Origin of the sequence: Pedobacter cryoconitis (genome assembly GCF_001590605.1) — a bacterium.
Classification (GTDB): Bacteria; Bacteroidota; Bacteroidia; order Sphingobacteriales; family Sphingobacteriaceae; genus Pedobacter; species Pedobacter cryoconitis_A.
On the sequence record NZ_CP014504.1, the window covers coordinates 4,997,116 to 5,017,483 of the forward strand.

Genomic DNA, 20,368 nt, shown 5'->3' on the forward strand with positions numbered 1-20,368 from the left:
GTGCCGGGCTTGCAGGGGAAAGGATAAATATAAAGGCCTAAACGACAAAGCCCTCCGGTTTTCAATGGAAGGCTTTGTCGTTTAGGAAACAGGAAATTGTGAAGAGATACTGAAGTCTCCCTTATAAATTGGTTTTTATTTTTAATTCTTTCAACTGTTTCTCATCGATCGTCGAAGGACTATCAATCATCACATCTCTCCCTGAATTATTTTTAGGGAAAGCGATCACATCACGGATACTGTCTAAACCAGCGAATATGGAACAAAGTCTGTCGAAACCGAAAGCAATACCACCATGTGGAGGCGCTCCGAATTCAAAAGCATCCATCAGGAAGCCGAACTGTTTTTGAGCTTCTTCAGCCGTAAAGCCTAAATGTTTGAACATTAAAGCTTGTAAAGTACGGTCATGGATACGAATAGATCCACCACCGATTTCAGTACCGTTAACGACCATATCATAAGCATTTGCCCTTACTTCGCCAGGATTGGTATCCAGCATAGCGATATCTTCTGGTTTAGGAGACGTAAAAGGGTGGTGCATTGCATGATAACGTTCAGACTCCTCATCCCACTCTAAAAGAGGGAAATCAAGTACCCACAAAGCACTGAATACGTTTTTATCACGTAAACCTAGTCTGGAACCGATTTCAAGACGTAATTCACTTAATTGTTTACGTACTTTATCTTTAGTTCCCGCCATTAACAACATCAAGTCACCTGGTTTCGTCTGAAGCGCCTCAGCCCATCCTTTTAAATCTTCTTCGCTATAGAACTTATCAACAGAAGATTTGATTGAACCATCTTCTCCGTGTCTTGCGTAAATCAGGCCGGTAGCACCAATCTGAGGACGTTTAATGAAGTCAGTTAACTCATCCAGCTGTTTACGTGTATAATGCGCGCAGCCCGTTGCATTGATCCCGATCACTAATTCTGCATTGTCAAATACAGGAAAGTTTTTCCCTTTAACTATTTCATTTAATTCAACAAAACGCATTTCGAAACGTGTATCAGGTTTATCAGAACCATACCAGCGCATAGCATCTGAATATTGCATTCTTGGAACCTCTGGTAATTCGAAGTTTTTAACCTCCTTAAACAAAGTACGAATCAATCCTTCGAAGGTATTCAGAATATCTTCCTGCTCAATAAAGGACATCTCACAATCAATCTGAGTAAATTCAGGTTGTCTGTCAGCACGTAAATCTTCATCTCTGAAACATTTTACGATCTGGAAATATCTGTCAAAGCCAGAAACCATCAGCAATTGCTTAAAGGTTTGTGGAGATTGTGGTAAAGCATAGAATTCACCAGCATTCATCCGGCTTGGTACTACAAAGTCCCTTGCACCTTCAGGTGTTGATTTAATCAATACAGGAGTTTCTACCTCGATAAAATCTAAAGCATCCAGATATTTTCTGACAGACTGAGCCATTCTATGACGCAGCACCATATTGTTTCTTACCGGATTTCTTCTCAGATCCAGGTAACGATATTTCATACGTAAATCATCGCCACCATCGGTTTCATCATCAATTAAGAATGGTGGAATCTTTGAAGCATTTAATATTTCAAGATCAGTGATTTTTATTTCCACTTCTCCCGTTGGCATCTTAAGGTTTTTATTGGAACGCTCAACAACAAGTCCACTGGCTTTGATCACAAATTCGCGACCTAAACTGCGGGCTTTTTCACAGAGCTGAGTGTTATCATCCATATTAAAAACCAATTGGGTGATACCGTAACGATCACGGATATCAATAAAAGTCATTCCTCCCAAGTCTCTGGATTTCTGTACCCAACCGCACAGAATTACGCTTTCGCCTAGATTCTCAATCGTCAGGGCTCCGCAAGTTGTTGTTCTTAACATTTTTTCATCGGATTAAGCCGCAAAAATATTCATTTTGAGCCACATATTACAAAGGGTTATTGATTTAACGAAGTATATTCAAAAGTTTTTTCATTAAGATGCAACGTTTGATAAATCATGATGTCATTTATAACGAATACGAAGAACATTGGAAGCAGTATACATAGACAAGAATATAAACCTGGTTAACGCTTGCCGGAAAGGTAGCCGGGGCGCACAATTTGAATTATACAAATTGTATGAAAGAGCTATGTACAGCGCTGCGCTGCGGATAGTGAACCATGAAGCTGAAGCTGAAGATGTTGTACAGGAAGCATTTTTGGATGCTTTTTTGCGGATTGGTGATTTCAGGGGTGATACCACTTTTGGCCTCTGGCTAAAACAGATCATCGTGAATAAGTCTATTAACTGTCTGCGCAAAAGAAGAATGGAGTTTACAAATCTAGATGGGGTAGAGGTTGCGGCAGAGGAATCAGCAGATCAGGAAGACCTGCAATGGAGAGTAGAAGAGGTGAAAGCTGCAGTGAAAGGACTGGCGGATGGGTATAGAGTGGTACTTACGTTATATTTATTTGAGGGATATGATCATGAGGAGATTTCCCATATCCTGAAGATATCGGAAGTTACTTCCCGGTCACAATTAATGAGAGCAAAAGCCAAATTGAGAAATATATTAGAAAAGAAAGGAGCAAGAGATGAGTACTAAATTAGAAGATTTTATCAGAGACAATAAGAGGGAGTTCGATACCGACAGGCCTTCTGGTGGACTGTGGGATAAAATTGAAGCAGAACTGGATAAACAAGAAAAGCAGAAAAAAAAACTTAAAAGGACTTTTAGCCTTCAGTTATGGTCTGGGATTGCTGCATCACTGCTTGTGGTACTGGGCATCACGTTCCTGTATGTGATCCCTGGAAAAAGAGGAAAGATCAGCGTGGAAGATGTAAACCCTGCCTATGCACAGAAACAGGTTAAATTTGTAAGTATAATTGAACAGAAACAAGATAGTTTACTGGCTTATGCCAAAACAAACCCTGAACTCTACCGCAAATTTAAAGCAGATTTTGAGGTGCTGAATAAAACGTACGAAGGATTAAACAAAGAAATGGCCGGCAGCCCGAACCAGCAGATGGTCGTAAAAGCAATGGTCAGGAACCTGGAGATCCAGATTCAGCTGTTAAATCAGCAATTGTCAATTATTAATGAAGTCAGTCAATATAAAAAGGAGAATAGTATATGAAAAATCTGATCCTTGCAGGTGCGCTGCTATGTTCATTTAGTATGACCAATGCACAGACCAAAACAGACGCGAAGGTTAGCAACGAGCCTTTGTATGCAGCAAACTCAGGCAGTTCGTCTCATTCTAATCGCTCATCTCCTGAAGTTCAGCAAAATACAGACACGCAAAATGGAGATGATCCAATGCGCTCAAAGAATTTCAGCAAGAGCTTTTCTTTAAACTCGTCAGATAAAATAAATCTTCACAATCAATATGGAGGGATGGTGATTAAAGTCTGGGATAAGAAAGAAATTAAAATTGATGTGTCGGTCAAAGCATTTAGCAATGAAGATAGAGAGGCACAAAGATTAATTGACCAGGTTAATATTTCTGCTGATAAGGACGGAGATATGGTAACTTGTAAAACAAGCATAGGTAATGGAAGCAGGTGGTCGGGACGTGGCCGCAGAAGAGAAGTAAAGGTGAATTATGTCGTTTATATGCCCGCTACAAACTCCTTGACATTAACACAGGAATTTGGTAATGTCAGTCTGGATGATTTTGCCGGCCCGCTTTATGCAAAAGTTCAGTATGGAGATTTTATGGCCGGAAAGCTATCCAACGCAAATAATTATGTTTCTGTTCAGTATGGCAAAACCACGATTACGGATATTAATAAAGCAGTTGTTAAACAGCAATATGGTTCAGGGCTGACTATAGGAGCTGCCGGAACACTGGATCTGAATGCGCAATATGTAACTGTTCGTATCAATACGATTAGAGGGGATGCGATCATCAAACAGCAATACGGTTCTGGAATCAGTATTACCAATGTCAATAACCTTGATCTTGATATACAATATGCAAATGTCAGAGTTGATAATATCAAAGGGAATGCAATCATCAGGCAGCAATACAATAATATTAAGATTGGAACTGTGGGTAAACTTGATCTTAAGTCACAGTACGCTAATGTAGAAGTTGGCGCTTTAAGGGGCGATGGTTATTTTAAGATGAGCTATAATAATTTTGACATCGTTGAAGTAGGCGCAGGATGCAGGAACTTAACAATTGATGCAGATTATGTAGATACAAAATTAAAATTCGCTGAGGGTTTCAATGGTGATTTTAATGTACAAACCAGTTATAGCGGATTTAAATCCGGGGATCGGGTAGCTGTACGTCAGGCAGCGTCACAGGATGATGATAATTCGAAAAATTATACCGGCAAAATCGGAAGTGGGGGCAGATCATCAGTCAGGATAAAATCGGACTATGGATCAGTTACTTTCAGATAAAAAAATAAACTAATTGTTGTGAAGCTTGTTGATTAATTCAACAAGCTTTTTTTAGCTTTACAGCAAAACGTTTAATATATGGAATTCTTTAGTACACCCGAAGCCTGGATCTCACTGTTAACCCTGACTATTTTAGAAATCGTGCTGGGAATTGACAATATTGTGTTCATTTCCATCCTTTCGGGGAAATTGCCTGCACATCAGCAAAAAAAAGGCAGACAATTAGGACTGGGGCTGGCTATGATTACCCGTGTATTATTACTTTTATCATTAAGCTGGGTAATGAGCCTGACAGCTACTTTATTTAACGTTGGTGAATGGATTAGCCTGGACAATAAAGAATGGTTGGAGAAACTGGCTATTTCAGGACGCGATCTGATTCTGATCCTGGGAGGAATGTTCTTAATCTATAAAAGTACCCATGAAATTCACCTGAAATTAGAAGGAGAAGAGGAGGAGGAAGGAAAAGTTAAAGTACATTCTTTTGCTGGTGTAATTGCCCAGATCCTTGTTTTGGATATAGTTTTCTCTTTAGATTCTGTAATTACGGCGATCGGTATGGCAGACCATGTTGAAATTATGATTGCTGCGGTAATTATAGCGGTAATTATTATGATGGTTTCTGCCAATGCAATCAGTGACTTTGTGAATAATCACCCTACGGTGAAAATGCTGGCACTTTCCTTCCTGTTGTTAATCGGCGTTTCGTTATTGGCAGAAGGTCTTGACCAGCATATCCCTAAAGGATATATATATTTCGCAATGGCATTCTCTGTACTGGTAGAGATGCTGAACCTGAGAATGAAGAAGAAATCTACGAAACCTGTGGAGCTTAGAAATACCGCAAAAGAAGAAAAATAAAGTATTTTTGCAACTCGTTAACCAAGCTAAAAATTACAGCGTATATGATTTATTTCCCAGAAGCTTCTCTGTCAGAGCTTTCTATACATAGAATTGGCAATAAAGCACAAGATGAGTTTTATGTATTATCTGAAGCCTCAATGCAAATTCAGGATGAGCACTTGAAGAACGTGCTGCTCCAGTATTTTTTAAGTCCTTATGAAAAAACGAATGAGATTTTTCGTTTCTTTCACCCGAACGATGACTTAAACCTGAATGAAGTTTATCATTTCGTTGAACAGGTATTTGAAAATGGAGCGCATTTCCATAAGAATAGCGAGCAACTGGCAAAATATCTGTACGATACCTCTAATCATCCTAAAATTAAGGCAGGTGAGCTATATGTGGCTTATTTTGAGAATGTACAGATAGAGGGTGAGCTGCATGATGCGATTGGTATTTTCAAATCAGAAACCAAAGAGACTTATCTGAAAGTTTCTCCTGAGCAAGCAGGTTTTGCATTGAGTTACGAAGAAGATGCGATCAATATTAATAAACTGGATAAGGGCTGCATTATTTTTAATACGGAGAAAGAAGAAGGTTATAAGGTTGCGGTTATCGATCAGACCAATAAGAGCAATGAGGCGGTTTACTGGAAAGATGAGTTTTTGAAGCTTAAAGTCCGCAATGATAATTACAATCAAACCAAGAATGTATTAGGTGTATATAAAAGCTTTGTAACTGAAAAACTTGATCAGGAATACGATGTTACCAAAGCAGACAAGATAGACCTGCTGAACCGTTCTATGAAGTATTTCAAAGAGAAAGAAAGTTTTGATATAGACGAGTTTTCTAACGAAGTTATCGGGAATAAAGAAGGGATCGAATCTTTCAAAAACTATAAAAAGAGCTATGAGGATGAGTTTGAAACTCCTATAGCTGATAGTTTTGATATCTCAGGAGCTGCAGTTAAAAAACAGGCTAAAGCATTTAAAAGCGTACTGAAACTGGATAAAAACTTCCATATCTATATTCATGGCAATAAAGAACTCATCGAAAAGGGTTTCGACGATGATAAATCCATGAACTACTACAAAGTTTATTTTAAAGAAGAAGAATAAGATTTACAAGATATATTCATCATTGATGGGCTTGACTGGCGCGGGAATCTTTTCTGCGCCGATCATTTCCAGCAAGTTAATCTCTATAGTTCTTGTAATCTGGTTTAGTGGTACTGAAGATGAGTTATTCTCGAAAGGATCGATCAGGCTCATTCCGTTGATCTGCGTAGATACAAAGACAAAACCGACCAGCCAGCCAATAAAAATAGCCCATACGCCTGCTTCATGACTAATCACCAGGGTCAGCGAAACCACGAATAACCAGATAAAGACTTTGGTGAAATAATTATAAGTGGTCGGGAAAACAGTATTTTTAATCCGTTCAGCTCTTCCCATGTGATCGGAGAAATTAACCAGGAGCTTGTTCAGCTCCATAAAACGAAAGCCATCAATCATTCCATCTTTACTCAATTTTTGCAGATCTCTGGATTGCAAGGTTAAAATGGCATTGTGTACGTTACTGTGGAGATTGATTTCTTTCAGATCGGCCTCATCCAGGTATTGCTGATAATTTTCATCAACCGCATCTCTCAACTTAGCTTTCAGCGCATAAAGGAAACCAATATGGCGGCGGACCATTCTATCTGTTAATGCTTTAAATTCCTGGTTGCTGATCTCATTTTGGGAGATATAGGTGATTACACTTCTGGCCCATGATCTGGAATCATTGACTAAAGCGCCCCATATTTTACGGGCTTCCCACCATCGGTCGTAGGCCTGGTTATTATTAAATCCAATAAAAAAAGCTATCGCGGTACCTAAAACGGTAGGAATGATAGCTGGGACCACAAAATTATGTTTAATCAGGAACGCTCTGGTTAGATACGCCCCTGTGCAGGAAAAGATCATGATAAGGTCTATTTGCCAGGTATTCCTCAGAATACGGCTTAACCGGATATTTTTTACTATTAGCATTCGGGAAATTTGCGTTTTGTCTAATCTACAAACAAAACGCAAATTTGTTTGCTACCCCTATGAATAAAATACTTTTATTTTTATTACAATACCCTCAATAATAAACCTTTAAGATATTCTCCTTCTGGAAACGAAATTCTTACCGGGTGGTCTTCTGGTTGATGGAATTGTTTGATAATTTGTACTTCTCTGCCAGCGTCTAATGCTGCCCATGCAATAATCTGTTTGAAAGTTTCCAGATCAACCGCGCCCGAACAAGAATAAGTAGCCAGTATACCACCTTTTTTAAGCAATAGCATCCCTAATCTATTTAAGTCTTTATAAGCGCGCGCAGCTCTGTCTAAAGCAGATCTTGAAGGTGCATATTTGGGTGGGTCAAGTACGATCACGTCAAATAGTTTCCCATCTTCTTTAAAAACGCGGAGTTGTTTATTTACGTCAGACTGTACGCTGGTTTGCTGATGCTCCATAAAGCCGTTTAAACCAAGGTTATGTTTTAAGGTTTCCATAGCCAGCGCTGAACTGTCTACACTAGTTACATGTTTAGCGCCATGTTTTAAGCTATTCAGCGTGAACCCTCCACTGTAACAGAAGCAATCCAGTACTTCTTTATCTTTGGTATAAGCTGCAAGAATTTCACGGTTGTCACGCTGATCGCAGTAAAAACCAGATTTCTGTCCGTCAGCAATATTGATATGATAGCGAACGCCATTTTCTTTGACTTCGATAAACTCTGGTGGGGTTTCTCCCCAAAGTAAGCCTTGTGAAACTTCCAGGTTTTCGTGTGTGCGTGCATTGGCATCACTTTTATCAAAGATCCCGATTGGATTTAATGCTGCAATTAAAAGCTCAATCAGCTCTGCTTTAACATTTTCCATTCCTGCACTTAGAATTTGCAAAGAAAGGTAGTCAGCATATTTATCAACGATCAATCCGGGCAGGTAATCGGCCTCACTAAATACTAAACGACAGGTGTTTGTTTGTTGATCGCTCAATAAGTGCGTGCGCGAAGCAATCGCGTTTTTCAATCTCACTTCATACCAGGCCTTGTCAATAATGTTGTCTTCTTCCCATTCCAATAAACGCACTGCTACGCGTGATTGGCCGTTATAATAGCCATAAGCTAAAAAGGACTGGTCGGCAGCAAGAACCTTAACAACCTCTCCATTCAATGGACTACCTTTAACTTTATCTATAGCTCCTGAAAATACCCAGGGGTGTTTTTGGTGGACGGCTTTTTCTTTGCCTTTTTTAAGTACAACATCAATCATGTTACAAAGGTAACAAAAAGCAATAGTGAACATAGGGCATTATAAGCTGAAGATTCGTAATTTTATCGGTGTACAAATACGAGAGCTAATATGGAAACTATTGACTGGAATGATTTTGAGAAGGTCGAATTAAGAGCAGGCACAATTTTAGAAGTCCTGGATTTCCCTGAAGCCCGAAAACCGGCTTATAAAGTAAAGGTGGATTTTGGCGAATACGGGCAGAAAATGAGCAGTGCGCAGATCACCGCCCACTATACTAAAGAAGAACTTGTTGGTAAACAAATTGTTGGCGTGGTGAACTTTCCTAAAAAACAAATTGGCAAGTTTATGTCTGAGTTTCTGGTTACTGGATTTGCGGATGAGGATGGAAGTATTGTATTGACAACGTTGCTGGGAAAAGTACCCAATGGCAGTAAATTGTGTTAAAATAAATGAGTTATTATAATTTTTCTGAAGAAAAGGATCTGCCACAAGAAGATGAGCACTATATGCGTCTTGCTTTGCAGGAAGCGCAATTAGCTTTTGATCAGGAAGAAATTCCGATCGGGGCTATAGTTGTTTGTAAGGGCAGGATCGTTGGACGCGGACATAACCTTACTGAGCAGCTAAATGATGTTACTGCGCATGCCGAGATGCAGGCGTTTACGGCAGCAAGTTTAACATTGGGTGGCAAGTATTTGAAGGATTGTACGCTTTATGTAACTGTAGAGCCTTGTGTGATGTGTGCTGGTGCTGCTTACTGGACGCAGATCAGCAGGATTGTTTACGGGGCTTCGGAAGAGAAGCGTGGATTTACGAGTAAAAATGCTAATTTGCTGCATCCAAAAACGATTACACAAAAAGGGGTGCTGGCACTGGAATGTGCGCAGTTGATGAAGCGTTTCTTTGAGAACAAACGAGGGTAAATGACAAAATACTGAACAATACTTAACCTCGAATGTTATCTTTGTGGACCATTAATTTTTAAACTTAAATATACAATAATATGGCTTTTGAATTACCTGCGTTACCTTACGCAACAGATGCATTAGAACCGCATATCGATAAAACTACCATGGAAATTCACCATGATAAACATCACCAGGCTTACGTTACTAATTTAAATAAAGCTTTAGAAGGTAAACCTGAAGCTTCTCAAAGTTTGGAAGAAATCGTTAAAAACATCTCTAAGTTTCCTGCAGCAGTAAGAAACAATGGTGGTGGTCACTTTAACCACTCTTTGTTCTGGGAAGTTATGGGACACAATAAAGGTGGTGAGCCAACAGGTGAATTAGCTGAAGCGATCAAAGCTGCTTTCGGTTCTTTCGCTGATTTCAAAACTAAATTCGCTGAAGCTGGTGCTACACGTTTTGGTTCTGGATGGGCTTGGTTAAGCGTTGGTGCTGACCGTAAATTAGTTGTTTCTTCTACACCTAACCAGGATAATCCATTAATGGATGTTGCTGAAGTTAAAGGTACTCCAATCTTAGGAATGGATGTTTGGGAACATGCTTATTACTTAAAATATCAAAACAAACGTCCTGATTATATCGCTGCATTCTGGAATGTAGTAAATTGGGATGCAGTTGCTGAACGTTTCAAAAAAGCGTAAGCTTTAAAGAAACCTAAATAAAAAGGGCATGACTGAGGTTATGCCCTTTTTTAATTTAAATTCCTACAATATCTTTTTTCTTCTTTTGCTTCATTGCCTTTGGAATGACGGCCAGAATCTCTTCTTTAAGCGCATTCAGCATCCTTTTCTTGATGTAATTCTTATGGGTTACCAAACTAATCTCACGAACAGGTTCAGGAGATTTAAATGTCCTTACTTTACTCAGTTGTTTAGGGGTTAGTTCCGCTAAAGCCAGTTCAGGCAATAAAGTAGCACCATTGTTCATGTCTACCATACGGATCAGCGTTTCCACACTTCCGGTATTATAAGTTAAACCCTGTAAGCGGTTATCTTTGGTAGACCTGCAAATATTCAGCACTTGGGAACGCATACAGTGGCCTTCGTTCAACAACCAGATGTTTTCATCTTCCAGATCATTCGCATCAATATTTTTCTTTTTGAAGAGCTTACTGTTTTTACTAATGTAGGTCACGAAATTCTCGTAGTACATTGGGATTTCTGTGATTGAGTTATCACCAAGTGGGGTCGCTAGTATCCCACAATCCAGTACGCCGGTTTTAAGATGATGAATAATATCTTCGGTGGTATATTCCCAGATCAATAGCTTTAAGTCGGGATATTTTTCCATCATGGAGGCAATGACCTGTGGTAACAGATAAGGGGCTACAGTAGGAATGATGCCTACTTTAAGTTCGCCAACAATATCCTGTTGCTGACTGCTGATGATTTCTTTGACTTTTTGGCTTTCCTGAAGAATCAGGCGTGCCTGCTCAATAATTTGAGAGCCAATTTCTGTAGGAATAACAGGTTGTTTACTTCTGTCAAATATTTTAACATTCAACATTTCTTCCAGCTTTTGTACCTGCATACTCAGCGTTGGCTGGGTTACAAAGCACTTTTCAGCTGCGCCAACAAAGCTTCTGTAAGTATCTACAGCTACAATATATTCTAGTTGAACTAAGGTCATATAGCTAAAGTTTATTTTCTTTTACAAATGTATAAACTTTAGTTATATGACGGTCAGCTAAAATTGACTAAATATGTTTGGCCAGAAAATCCTGATAAGCGAGGTGGATTCCTTCTTCCAGTTCAACCTGATGCTTCCATCCAAGGCTATGTAATTTCGAGACATCCATTAATTTGCGGGGAGTACCATCGGGTTTAGTGCTGTCAAAAGTAAGTGCGCCTTCAAAGCCAGTTACTTTTTTGACCAGCAGTGCCAGGTCTTTGATCGTTAAATCCTCTCCGGTACCTATATTGATCAGGTGAGGCTCATTATAATTTTGCATCAGGAAATAACAAGCATTGGCCAGGTCATCAGCAAATAAGAATTCGCGCATCGGTGAGCCAGATCCCCAGACTACGACTTCTGGTGTCCCGTTAACTTTTGCCTCATGAAACTTGCGGATTAAAGCAGGGAGCACATGGGAGTTCTGAGGATGGTAATTGTCATTATAACCGTATAAATTAGTTGGCATGACTGAAATGAAATTGCAATTATACTGAGCACGGTAAGCATCGCATAATTTGATACCCGCAATTTTGGCGATTGCATAAGGTTCATTAGTCTCTTCCAGCAAACCTGTTAAAAGATATTCCTCTTTTAAGGGCTGCGGAGCTAATTTCGGATAGATACAGCTTGAACCCAGGAACATCAATTTTTTGACCCCTGTTTCATAAGCCTGATGAATCACATTATTCTGGATTGATAAGTTCTCATAGAGAAAATCGGCTCTGTAAGTGTTGTTCGCGATAATTCCGCCTACTTTTGCAGCAGCAAGGAATACATAGTCTGGTTTTTCCTTTGCAAAAAAGTCTGTTACGGCCTGCTGGTTACGCAGGTCTAATTCTGAAGAAGTCCGGGTAACCAGGTTTGTATAACCTTCACTCAGCAATTTACGGTGAATAGCTGACCCTACCATCCCACGATGGCCTGCGATATAAATTTTTGCGCTCTTTTCCAATTTGTTCTGAAGTAATGTTCCTGCAAAAATACGAATTACAGTTGAGCATAACCATGCATCTAAAATTAAACAGGCGCTGAAAAGATTAAATTGTATTTTTGCAAAAAAAATAATAATAGTGGGTAAAGATAAGTTAAGGAAATTTGCTGAAATTGATACCTTCCCGAATGTCTATCAGATGGAGGAAGGAATGGCGCTTCAGGGCAAATGGGCAGTGCAGCATTTTAAAAACGACAATCCGGTAGTATTGGAACTGGCTTGTGGTAAAGGAGAATATTCAGTGAATATGGCTAAGTTTTTCCCGGAGAAGAATTTTATAGGCATAGATTTAAAAGGGAACCGTATCTGGAGAGGTGCAAGAACCGGAGTAGATGAAAACATCAATAACCTGGCGTTTTTAAGAATACAGATTGAGGACATTGCCGCCTATTTTGGTGAAAATGAAGTGGACGAAATCTGGATTACTTTTCCCGATCCGCAGCCACAGGACAGCAGGGAAAAGAAAAGGCTAACTTTTCCGGGGTTTCTGAACAAGTATAAGGGCTTTTTAAAACCAGGCGGTAAGATTAATTTAAAGACCGATAATGACGGCTTGTATGCTTATACAGTTGAAAAAGTTGAAGAACTGAACCTGCCTTGTTATAAAAAGACTGATCATTTGTATACTTCAGAATTCTATGATGAAGTATTAAAGATCAAAACACATTATGAAAGAATCTATTTAAAACAAGATAAAAACATAAATTACATTCAATTTTCTCTGGACTAATGGAGCAATCATTTTATGAGCAGGTTTATGAAGTAGTGAGGTTAATCCCAAAAGGGAGAGTGACCTCTTACGGCGCAATTGCTAAAGCACTGGGAGCTGGAAAATCTTCCCGTTTAGTAGGCTATGCGATGAACCATGCCCATGATGCATTACCTCCTGTACCTGCTCACAGGGTGGTAAACCATAAAGGTTTGCTTACTGGAAAATTTCATTTTTCCACGCCGGAACTGATGCAGGAATTATTAGAGAATGAAGGACTGGTCATAGAACAGGATAAGATAAAGGACTTTAAAACCCATTTTTGGGATCCTGCATTAGAACTGTAACCAGTTAAGGACAATACAAATGCTATAACCAGCTATTTAAATATGATATGGGTAAACTAGTAGAAGAATTTAATGACTACCGTTCAAAGATGAACGATAGAATCATGGAAACTGCCAACACAAACATTAAGCGTTTCTTTGCACTGGATACCACAACCTACGCTGCCGGAGCACTGGATGTGAAAAGTAAAGAAATGATGGGTTTAGTGGCTTCCATGGTTTTGCGCTGTGATGACTGTATCAAGTATCATTTAGAAAAATGCTTTGATGCAGGTGTGAATGATGCAGAAATTAATGAAGTATTTATGATCGCTAATTTGGTTGGCGGTTCTATTGTTATCCCGCATTATCGCCGGGCGGTAGAGTATTGGGATGAATTAAGCATGTAATCAGCACATGAGCACAGAAGTGAAAAGATGTGGCTGGTGTGGAACAGACCCTTTGTATATAAAATATCATGATGAAGAATGGGGTAAGCCTGTTTACGATGATCAGGTTTTATTTGAATTCCTGATCCTGGAAGGAGCGCAGGCTGGTTTAAGCTGGATTACAATTCTGCGCAGACGCGAAGGCTATCGTGCGGCATTTGCTGACTTCGATGTACAAAAGGTTGCGGCTTTTACACAGGCCGATGCAGAGCGGTTAATGAATGATACTGGAATCATCAGAAATAAGCTTAAAGTCAATTCTGCCATTAAAAATGCACAGCTATTTATAACAATACAAAAAGAGTTTGGTTCTTTCTCCAACTATATCCTGGGATTTTTGCCAGACCATAAACCTGTTGTCAATCATTTCAAATCTCTGGGAGAGGTTCCGGCAAGAACAGAAATATCTGACGCGATTAGCAGTGATATGAAAAAACGGGGTTTCAAGTTTTTCGGAACAACGATTTGTTATGCGCATATGCAGGCTACAGGAATGGTTAACGATCATATTGAGGGCTGTATTGCACGCTAAATGCTGGGGCTCGTTGATGATTTAACAAATTACCTGAAGCGTCCCTACCTGGTCAGAATCCCTGAAAAGGTGGATAAGCCTTTTAATTTATTACTGAAACTGGCTTTCATCTGTATTGTAATGGGCATTGGCTGCGGGATGTTTACAGGAATGTTAATTGGGCTGAAACTGATCCCTGATCCTGGGCCATCTGTAATGGACCATAAAAAAATGTCAAAGATTTTGCTCTTTATAATGGCTGTAGTTTGGGCACCATTATCCGAAGAACTTCTTTTCAGGGCGCAGTTAAGACGTTTTACGGCCAGTATTGCTTTTATTGCCTTGAGTTGTGGAGCATTTTTAAGTGCGCTCATTCAAACAGATTGGGCCTATCTGGTCAGCCCTATTATTTTTATCATTTTATATTTTGTTTACCGTTACAACCTGGCCCGGAGTATCACTTTAAAGTTTGAATTCTGGAAGCGGATTTTCCCATGGCATTTTCACCTGACCGCGATTTGTTTTTCGCTGGTACACCTCAGTAATTATGAAAAGGGGATCGGCTTATTACCTTTAGGGATATTGTATACTTTACCTCAGTTAGCTGTTGGGCTTGTTTTGGGTTATACCCGGATGAATTACGGCCTTAAATATTCCTTTGCACTTCATGCAATGTATAATTTCTTTCCTGTACTTTTATTTCTGTCCAAATACTAAAAATAATCGCAAATTAGGTTAGCTCATGTTCAGATGTTAACTTTGGGCAGATAACCTGTAGCGTAGCTGACAGCGTTCAATATTGATAAAAATATAAATATATACTAATGAAGAAACTTTTCCTGCTTGACGGTATGGCGTTGATCTACAGAGCGCATTTTGCATTAAGTAAAAGCCCTAGATTTACCTCTACCGGTATCAACACCTCCGCAGTAATGGGCTTTGCCAATACTTTAATGGAAGTCCTTAAAAAGGAAAAACCAAGTCATATTGCAGTAGTTTTTGATACAGATGCACCTACAGAAAGACATACTGATTTTGTTGCTTACAAGGCACATCGCGAAAGCATGCCAGAAGATTTATCTGCAGCTTTACCTTATATCTTTAAATTGATTGAAGGCTTTAACATCCCTGTGATTACAAAGGATGGTTTTGAAGCAGATGATATTATAGGAACATTGGCTAAAGAAGCCGAAAAAGCAGGATTTACAGTTTTCTGTATGACGCCTGATAAAGATTTTGCACAGTTGGTTTCTGATCATATATTTATTTACAAACCAGCCAGAATGGGCAATGACATGGAGATCATCGGTGTTCCTGAAGTCCTTGCGAAATGGGAAATAGAAAATGTATTACAGGTCATTGATATTCTTGGTTTATGGGGAGATGCTGTCGATAATATTCCTGGAATACCGGGAATAGGGGAGAAAACTGCAAAACTGCTGATTAAACAATATGGTTCTATGGAGAACATTATTGCCAATGCAGAACAGTTGAAGGGTAAACAGCGTGAAAACGTAATTGCATTTGCTGATCAGGGGATGATCTCTAAAAAATTAGCGACTATTATTCTGAATGTTCCTGTTGAGTTTGATGAACAATCTTTATTGTTAGAAGAACCAAGCCGGGAATTATTAGAGCCTCTTTTTGCGGAATTAGAGTTCCGTACTTTAGGTAAAAGAGTATTCGGAGACGGTTTCAGTATCGGGGACGCGAAAGCAAACGTATCACAGCAAACTGATTTATTCGGTAATTCGGTAGATGAACCAGTTAGTAAAACCAAAACCTTTGAACAATTACCTAATTTATTTGAGCAGCCTCCGGTAGGAAAAACGATTGCAGATACTAAACCTGATTATCAGCTGGTAGATACCGCAGAGAAAAGAAAAGTATTAATTGATTTACTGCTTCAGCAGGAAAGTGTCTCATTTGATACGGAAACGACCGGCATAGATGCGAACAGAGCAGAACTTGTTGGGCTTTCTTTCTGTATTGAGGTTGGAAAGGCATGGTATATTCCTGTTTCGGCAGATCAGGCAGAAGCGCAAGCAGTTGTTGATGAATTCAGACCGGTATTGGAAAATGAGAAAATAGGGAAGACCGGCCAGAACATTAAATATGATATTTTAGTGCTTAAATGGTATGGCGTAGATATCAAAGGAAAATTATTTGATACCATGCTGGCACATTACCTGATAGATCCTGATACACGTCACAATATGGATGTGCTTTCAGAAAACTACCTGGGTTACACACCAATCTCTATTACTACGCTGATTGGCCCGAAAGGAAAAAACCAGGGAACGATGAGAGATGTGCCTGTAGAAAGTGTAGTAGATTACGCAGCAGAAGATGCTGACGTTACTTTACAGCTTGCCCACGTTTTCAAGCCAATATTGAAAGATCTGAATGCAGAAGAACTAATCACCAATATCGAAAACCCACTGGTTTATGTCCTTGCGGATATGGAAAAAGAAGGGGTTAGAATTGATATGGAAACTTTGATCAGCTATTCTAAAGAGCTGGAAGTTGATATCCGCAGGTTTGAGCAAAGTGTTTATGATAAAGCGGGTGTAGTATTCAACCTGGCTTCTCCAAAACAATTGGGAGAAGTTCTTTTTGATAAACTGAAGCTGGATCCTAAAGCAAAAAAGACAAAAACAGGTCAATATCAAACCGGAGAAGATGTTTTATCCGCGCTGGCGCATAAAAGTGATATTGTAAAAGATATTCTTGATTTCCGTCAGCTGCAAAAGTTAAAATCGACTTATGTGGACGCACTTCCTTTATTGGTTAACCCCAAAACAGGCCGTGTACATACCAGTTATAACCAAGCTGTGGCGGCTACAGGAAGATTAAGTTCAAATAACCCTAATCTTCAGAACATTCCTATCCGTACAGAGCGTGGCAGGGAAGTCCGTAAGGCATTTATTGCAAGAGATACAGATCATGTACTGCTTTCGGCAGATTATTCGCAGATAGAGCTTCGTATCATTGCTGATATCAGTAAAGAAGAAAACATGCTGGATGCTTTTAGCAAAGGAATTGATATTCACACGGCAACAGCGGCCAAGGTTTACGGAATTACTATTGAGGAAGTTGATTCTACGCAGCGCCGGAACGCGAAAGCAGTAAATTTCGGTATTATTTACGGACAGTCGGCTTTTGGTTTGTCTCAGAATCTGGGTATACCGAGAAAAGAAGCTGCGGAGATGATCGAGCAGTACTTTGCACAGTATCCTGGTATCAAAAGATATATGACGGATACCATGAACTTTGCGCGTGAAAATGGCTTTGTGGAAACGATGATGGGTAGAAGAAGATATTTAAGAGATATCAATTCGGCTAATCAGACTGTTCGTGGTTTTGCAGAACGAAATGCAATTAATGCACCAATACAGGGATCAGCCGCTGATATGATCAAGATTGCAATGATTCATATTCATCAGGATATTAAAGATCAGAAGCTACAGTCTAAAATGACCATGCAAGTGCATGATGAGCTGGTGTTTGATGTGTTGAAATCTGAAGTTGATGCGATGAAGAAAATTATCACGCACCGGATGAAGACTGCCATCAAAACAACTGTACCTATCGAAATCGAAATCGGAGAAGGAAATACCTGGCTGGAAGCACACTAAGAAGGATTTTTTACTATAAAAAACCCGGCATCCTGTTTCTCAAAACAGGGTGCCGGGTTTTTCTTTGGTAGGTATTGACGCTGCGGTCAATAACCTGTCTTAAAGTTGAATTGTTTCCCCTATTTCCGGTAACAATAACACTTTGCCTTCTCTCTCAAATTTCTCAACTGCATCCTTCGTATCAATCTCAATGGCAGGGAATGTGTTATAATGAACACCGATCACCTTGCTGCAATTAATGTACTTAGTTGCAATTAAAGCGTCATCCACATCCATCGTGTAGTTACCACCAATTGGCAGGATCGCATAATCTAAACTATACAATTCAGCAAGAATCTTCATGTCAAGATTCAGCGAAGTATCACCTGCATAATAGATCGTTTTTCCTCCGGTTTCCAGTACGAATCCTGCAGGATTTCCGCCATAGCTACCATCAGGCATTGAACTTGAATGTGTTGCCCAAACCATGCGTACTTTTCCGAAGTCAAATTTCGCAGAGCCATAGTTCATTTGGTGGATATTAGTCAGGCCTTGTTTTTCTGCCCATGCAGCAACTTCAGGCATGGCAATAATTACCGCACCAGTTTGTTTCCCTAAAAGAGCAAGATCGGCCACATGGTCACCATGTCCATGACTTACCAGGATATAATCTGCCTCTATCTTTGAAATATCTACAGCTGAGGCAAGTGCATTATGTGTAATAAATGGATCAAATAGAAACTTCTTTCCATCAGCTTCTAAAAGGAAGCAGGATTGTCCGTAATAAGTGTATTTCATCTTTATTTGTATTTAATATTATTGACCGAACATTCCGCCTAAACCACCAAGCATATCCTGGGTAGCCGCTTGCATTTCGGTCGCATTAACAGTTTCAGCTTGTTGCAGCACTTTATTGATGGCCGTTAATAGTAGTTCTTCAATTTCTTCTTTGTCAGCTTGTTTAAAGAATTCTTCATCGATTTCTATCGCTGTGATTGTTTTATTTGCTGTTGAAGTAACTTTAATTGCACCACTTTCAACTTCTGCATGAACGTAAACAGTGTCTAAACGTTTTTTTATTTCTTCAGCCATTTGCTGAGCAGCCATTAATTTATCGAACATAATTATCTTGTTTTATGAAAGAACAAAATTAAGACAAATTGGTTTAGAAACAGCTTAAAAATAGAGCAAGGCATAACTATTGCTTTAAGGAGATTATATGGCACAACCTATTGGGATACTTTCGAAAATCAAGATTTCAGAAGAGAATTTGCATCTGGCTACTAAAGAGAGTCCCATTGAGCTTTTTTATGGTTATTTATAATTTTAATCCTTTAGAACAACCAAAGATTGAAAGGATAAATACTATAGATGAATTTATAGTGCAAGCAGGCAAGCTGCTTGCTGAAATGGAATTAAGGGGTTAACTCTTTTTTCTTGGTTTAGCACGTACATATTGATCAGGCCATTTGATTTCATCATCCAATTCAAAAGCAGCATGTAGTGGGAAATAAGCATCTCTTAAGAGTTCTCTCGCTAAAAGAATCAGGTCAGCTTTTCCTTCCTGCAGGATTTCTTCTGCCTGTTTTGCTTCGGTAATCAGACCAACTGCACCAGTTAATATGCCTGTTTCTTTTCGGATTGAATCCGAAAACTGTACCTGATAGCCAGGGAAGAGCGGGATTTCCTGATAGTGGATATTTCCGCCCGATGAACAGTCAATCAGATCTACGTCTTTTGTTTTCAGTATAGCAGACAGTTGAATTGAATCTTCAGGAGACCAGCCTTTTTCGGCCCAGTCAGTGGCAGAAATACGAACAAATAAGGGCTTTTCAGTCGTCCATACCTCACGCACAATATCCACAACCTCTATTAAAAGACGAATTCTGTTTTCAAAACTTCCGCCATATTCATCGGTACGTGTATTGCTAAGCGGAGAGAAAAACTGATGAAAGAGATAACCATGGGCTGCATGGATTTCTATAACCTGATAACCAGCTTCTATACTCCTTAAAGTTGCCGCTTTAAAATCAGCTTTTATCTTTTCAATATCACTACCAGTTAAAGCGACAGGAGGTTCGTCCTGGTCATGAAAAGGGATTGCACTGGGTGCAACAGTTTTCCAGCCCCCGTCTTTCTCCAGGATTTGCTTACCACCATTCCATGGAACATCAAAACTTGCTTTTCTGCCAGCATGTGCCAACTGGATACCAGCTACAGAGCCTTGTTGATGAATAAAAGAAGTGATGCGTTTCAATACTGGAACATGGCCATCAGACCAGATTCCCAAATCACCTGGTGAAATTCTTCCGATCGGAGAAACAGCAGTCGCTTCCTGAATGATCAAAGCAGCTCCGCCAACTGCACGGCTGCCTAAATGGACTAAATGCCAATCGTTAGCATAACCATCTTCTGCGGAATACTGGCACATTGGGGACACGACAATCCTGTTTTTCAGGGTGATGTTTTTTATAGTTAAGGGAGATAGTAAAATTGACATTGATGTATGTATTTATTAGCAAATAAACGATCACTGTGTCAATTTGTTAGTTTGGAAATTGACACAATTAAAGATATGACAGAAAATCGATAATGAACATACGGATAGCGGA

General features: G+C 39.5%; 22 protein-coding genes. 14 read left to right on the forward strand and 8 right to left on the reverse strand.

What is annotated here, in order from left to right; genetic code table 11:
- Positions 1 to 121: 121 nt before the first annotated feature.
- Complete coding sequence (aspS, locus tag AY601_RS21125; protein ID WP_068404844.1) at positions 122 to 1,867, reverse strand: aspartate--tRNA ligase; 1,746 nt, start codon at positions 1,865 to 1,867, stop codon at positions 122 to 124.
- A gap of 148 nt (positions 1,868 to 2,015) precedes the next feature.
- Here aspS and AY601_RS21130 point away from each other — a divergent pair, with 148 nt between their 5' ends.
- The 5 genes from AY601_RS21130 (at position 2,016) to AY601_RS21150 (ending at position 6,343) form a co-directional block, all read left to right on the forward strand.
- The gene (locus AY601_RS21130) at positions 2,016 to 2,573 is read left to right on the forward strand and encodes an RNA polymerase sigma factor (protein WP_068404846.1); all 558 of its coding nucleotides are present in this window, start codon (positions 2,016 to 2,018) and stop codon (positions 2,571 to 2,573) included.
- Positions 2,563 to 3,105 (forward strand): hypothetical protein, encoded by a 543-nt coding sequence (locus AY601_RS21135; protein ID WP_068404848.1) that lies wholly within the window; start codon positions 2,563 to 2,565, stop codon positions 3,103 to 3,105. Before AY601_RS21130 ends, AY601_RS21135 begins: the two co-directional genes overlap by 11 nt.
- Positions 3,102 to 4,382: a hypothetical protein gene (locus AY601_RS21140; RefSeq protein WP_068404851.1), complete on the forward strand. Its 1,281-nt coding sequence runs from the start codon at positions 3,102 to 3,104 to the stop codon at positions 4,380 to 4,382. The genes AY601_RS21135 and AY601_RS21140 overlap by 4 nt, the downstream gene beginning before the upstream one ends.
- Before the next feature lie 78 nt (positions 4,383 to 4,460).
- A complete protein-coding gene (locus tag AY601_RS21145; RefSeq protein WP_068404853.1) occupies positions 4,461 to 5,243 on the forward strand; it encodes a TerC family protein in 783 nt (260 codons plus the stop codon).
- Positions 5,244 to 5,287: 44 nt separating this feature from the next.
- Positions 5,288 to 6,343 (forward strand): nucleoid-associated protein, encoded by a 1,056-nt coding sequence (locus AY601_RS21150; RefSeq protein WP_068404856.1) that lies wholly within the window; start codon positions 5,288 to 5,290, stop codon positions 6,341 to 6,343.
- A gap of 3 nt (positions 6,344 to 6,346) precedes the next feature.
- Here the strand turns inward: AY601_RS21150 and AY601_RS21155 are convergent, their stop codons facing one another.
- Both AY601_RS21155 and AY601_RS21160 read right to left on the reverse strand, forming a co-directional pair.
- Positions 6,347 to 7,258, reverse strand: coding sequence for a bestrophin family protein (locus AY601_RS21155; protein ID WP_068404858.1), 912 nt, complete (start codon positions 7,256 to 7,258; stop codon positions 6,347 to 6,349).
- A gap of 83 nt (positions 7,259 to 7,341) precedes the next feature.
- A complete protein-coding gene (locus AY601_RS21160) occupies positions 7,342 to 8,529 on the reverse strand; it encodes a class I SAM-dependent rRNA methyltransferase (protein WP_068404860.1) in 1,188 nt (395 codons plus the stop codon).
- Positions 8,530 to 8,619: 90 nt separating this feature from the next.
- Here AY601_RS21160 and AY601_RS21165 point away from each other — a divergent pair, with 90 nt between their 5' ends.
- The 3 genes from AY601_RS21165 to AY601_RS21175 all read left to right on the forward strand — a co-directional run bounded on the left by AY601_RS21165 (position 8,620) and on the right by AY601_RS21175 (position 10,120).
- Complete coding sequence (locus AY601_RS21165; protein WP_068404862.1) at positions 8,620 to 8,955, forward strand: tRNA-binding protein; 336 nt, start codon at positions 8,620 to 8,622, stop codon at positions 8,953 to 8,955.
- A 5-nt stretch (positions 8,956 to 8,960) separates the two neighbouring features.
- A complete protein-coding gene (locus AY601_RS21170; protein WP_068404865.1) occupies positions 8,961 to 9,434 on the forward strand; it encodes a nucleoside deaminase in 474 nt (157 codons plus the stop codon).
- An 80-nt stretch (positions 9,435 to 9,514) separates the two neighbouring features.
- Entirely contained in the window at positions 9,515 to 10,120 is a 606-nt protein-coding gene (locus tag AY601_RS21175) for a superoxide dismutase (protein WP_068404867.1), read from the forward strand.
- A 55-nt stretch (positions 10,121 to 10,175) separates the two neighbouring features.
- Here the strand turns inward: AY601_RS21175 and AY601_RS21180 are convergent, their stop codons facing one another.
- Both AY601_RS21180 and fcl read right to left on the reverse strand, forming a co-directional pair.
- Positions 10,176 to 11,108, reverse strand: a complete 933-nt coding sequence (locus AY601_RS21180; protein WP_068404869.1) for a hydrogen peroxide-inducible genes activator — start codon at positions 11,106 to 11,108, stop codon at positions 10,176 to 10,178.
- Between the two features lie 67 nt (positions 11,109 to 11,175).
- Positions 11,176 to 12,105, reverse strand: coding sequence for a GDP-L-fucose synthase (gene fcl / locus AY601_RS21185; protein WP_068404871.1), 930 nt, complete (start codon positions 12,103 to 12,105; stop codon positions 11,176 to 11,178).
- Between the two features lie 118 nt (positions 12,106 to 12,223).
- Between fcl and trmB the strand changes: the two genes are divergently transcribed.
- From trmB to polA, 6 genes are all read left to right on the forward strand, one after another.
- Positions 12,224 to 12,874, forward strand: a complete 651-nt coding sequence (trmB, locus tag AY601_RS21190; RefSeq protein ID WP_068404872.1) for a tRNA (guanosine(46)-N7)-methyltransferase TrmB — start codon at positions 12,224 to 12,226, stop codon at positions 12,872 to 12,874.
- Positions 12,874 to 13,200 carry an MGMT family protein gene (locus AY601_RS21195; protein ID WP_068404874.1) on the forward strand — a complete coding sequence of 109 codons (327 nt, stop codon included), beginning with the start codon at positions 12,874 to 12,876 and terminating at the stop codon, positions 13,198 to 13,200. Before trmB ends, AY601_RS21195 begins: the two co-directional genes overlap by 1 nt.
- A 47-nt stretch (positions 13,201 to 13,247) precedes the next feature.
- Entirely contained in the window at positions 13,248 to 13,589 is a 342-nt protein-coding gene (locus tag AY601_RS21200) for a carboxymuconolactone decarboxylase family protein (RefSeq protein WP_041882030.1), read from the forward strand.
- A gap of 7 nt (positions 13,590 to 13,596) precedes the next feature.
- On the forward strand, positions 13,597 to 14,160 hold the full coding sequence (locus AY601_RS21205; protein ID WP_068404876.1) for a DNA-3-methyladenine glycosylase I: 564 nt from the start codon (positions 13,597 to 13,599) through the stop codon (positions 14,158 to 14,160).
- Positions 14,161 to 14,856: a type II CAAX prenyl endopeptidase Rce1 family protein gene (locus AY601_RS21210; RefSeq protein ID WP_068404879.1), complete on the forward strand. Its 696-nt coding sequence runs from the start codon at positions 14,161 to 14,163 to the stop codon at positions 14,854 to 14,856. It abuts the gene before it with no gap.
- 107 nt (positions 14,857 to 14,963) lie between these two features.
- On the forward strand, positions 14,964 to 17,777 hold the full coding sequence (gene polA / locus AY601_RS21215) for a DNA polymerase I (protein ID WP_068404882.1): 2,814 nt from the start codon (positions 14,964 to 14,966) through the stop codon (positions 17,775 to 17,777).
- Between the two features lie 99 nt (positions 17,778 to 17,876).
- Here the strand turns inward: polA and AY601_RS21220 are convergent, their stop codons facing one another.
- The 3 genes from AY601_RS21220 to namA form a co-directional block, all read right to left on the reverse strand.
- Positions 17,877 to 18,554: a metal-dependent hydrolase gene (locus AY601_RS21220; RefSeq protein WP_068404884.1), complete on the reverse strand. Its 678-nt coding sequence runs from the start codon at positions 18,552 to 18,554 to the stop codon at positions 17,877 to 17,879.
- A gap of 18 nt (positions 18,555 to 18,572) precedes the next feature.
- A complete protein-coding gene (locus AY601_RS21225; protein ID WP_068404886.1) occupies positions 18,573 to 18,878 on the reverse strand; it encodes a YbaB/EbfC family nucleoid-associated protein in 306 nt (101 codons plus the stop codon).
- A gap of 301 nt (positions 18,879 to 19,179) precedes the next feature.
- Positions 19,180 to 20,256, reverse strand: coding sequence for an NADPH dehydrogenase NamA (gene namA / locus AY601_RS21230; RefSeq protein ID WP_068404888.1), 1,077 nt, complete (start codon positions 20,254 to 20,256; stop codon positions 19,180 to 19,182).
- Positions 20,257 to 20,368: the final 112 nt, after the last annotated feature.

Bases quoted from the DNA above. Each gene is read 5' to 3' on its own strand.
- aspS (WP_068404844.1), bottom strand. From the start codon at position 1,867: ATGTTAAGAACAACAACTTGCGGAGCCCTGACGATTGAGAATCTAGGC.
- AY601_RS21135 (WP_068404848.1), top strand. From the start codon at position 2,563: ATGAGTACTAAATTAGAAGATTTTATCAGAGACAATAAGAGGGAGTTC.
- AY601_RS21140 (WP_068404851.1), top strand. From the start codon at position 3,102: ATGAAAAATCTGATCCTTGCAGGTGCGCTGCTATGTTCATTTAGTATG.
- AY601_RS21145 (WP_068404853.1), top strand. From the start codon at position 4,461: ATGGAATTCTTTAGTACACCCGAAGCCTGGATCTCACTGTTAACCCTG.
- AY601_RS21150 (WP_068404856.1), top strand. From the start codon at position 5,288: ATGATTTATTTCCCAGAAGCTTCTCTGTCAGAGCTTTCTATACATAGA.
- AY601_RS21155 (WP_068404858.1), bottom strand. From the start codon at position 7,258: ATGCTAATAGTAAAAAATATCCGGTTAAGCCGTATTCTGAGGAATACC.
- AY601_RS21160 (WP_068404860.1), bottom strand. From the start codon at position 8,529: ATGATTGATGTTGTACTTAAAAAAGGCAAAGAAAAAGCCGTCCACCAA.
- AY601_RS21165 (WP_068404862.1), top strand. From the start codon at position 8,620: ATGGAAACTATTGACTGGAATGATTTTGAGAAGGTCGAATTAAGAGCA.
- AY601_RS21170 (WP_068404865.1), top strand. From the start codon at position 8,961: ATGAGTTATTATAATTTTTCTGAAGAAAAGGATCTGCCACAAGAAGAT.
- AY601_RS21175 (WP_068404867.1), top strand. From the start codon at position 9,515: ATGGCTTTTGAATTACCTGCGTTACCTTACGCAACAGATGCATTAGAA.
- AY601_RS21180 (WP_068404869.1), bottom strand. From the start codon at position 11,108: ATGACCTTAGTTCAACTAGAATATATTGTAGCTGTAGATACTTACAGA.
- AY601_RS21195 (WP_068404874.1), top strand. From the start codon at position 12,874: ATGGAGCAATCATTTTATGAGCAGGTTTATGAAGTAGTGAGGTTAATC.
- AY601_RS21200 (WP_041882030.1), top strand. From the start codon at position 13,248: ATGGGTAAACTAGTAGAAGAATTTAATGACTACCGTTCAAAGATGAAC.
- AY601_RS21205 (WP_068404876.1), top strand. From the start codon at position 13,597: ATGAGCACAGAAGTGAAAAGATGTGGCTGGTGTGGAACAGACCCTTTG.
- AY601_RS21210 (WP_068404879.1), top strand. From the start codon at position 14,161: ATGCTGGGGCTCGTTGATGATTTAACAAATTACCTGAAGCGTCCCTAC.
- polA (WP_068404882.1), top strand. From the start codon at position 14,964: ATGAAGAAACTTTTCCTGCTTGACGGTATGGCGTTGATCTACAGAGCG.
- AY601_RS21220 (WP_068404884.1), bottom strand. From the start codon at position 18,554: ATGAAATACACTTATTACGGACAATCCTGCTTCCTTTTAGAAGCTGAT.
- AY601_RS21225 (WP_068404886.1), bottom strand. From the start codon at position 18,878: ATGTTCGATAAATTAATGGCTGCTCAGCAAATGGCTGAAGAAATAAAA.
- namA (WP_068404888.1), bottom strand. From the start codon at position 20,256: ATGTCAATTTTACTATCTCCCTTAACTATAAAAAACATCACCCTGAAA.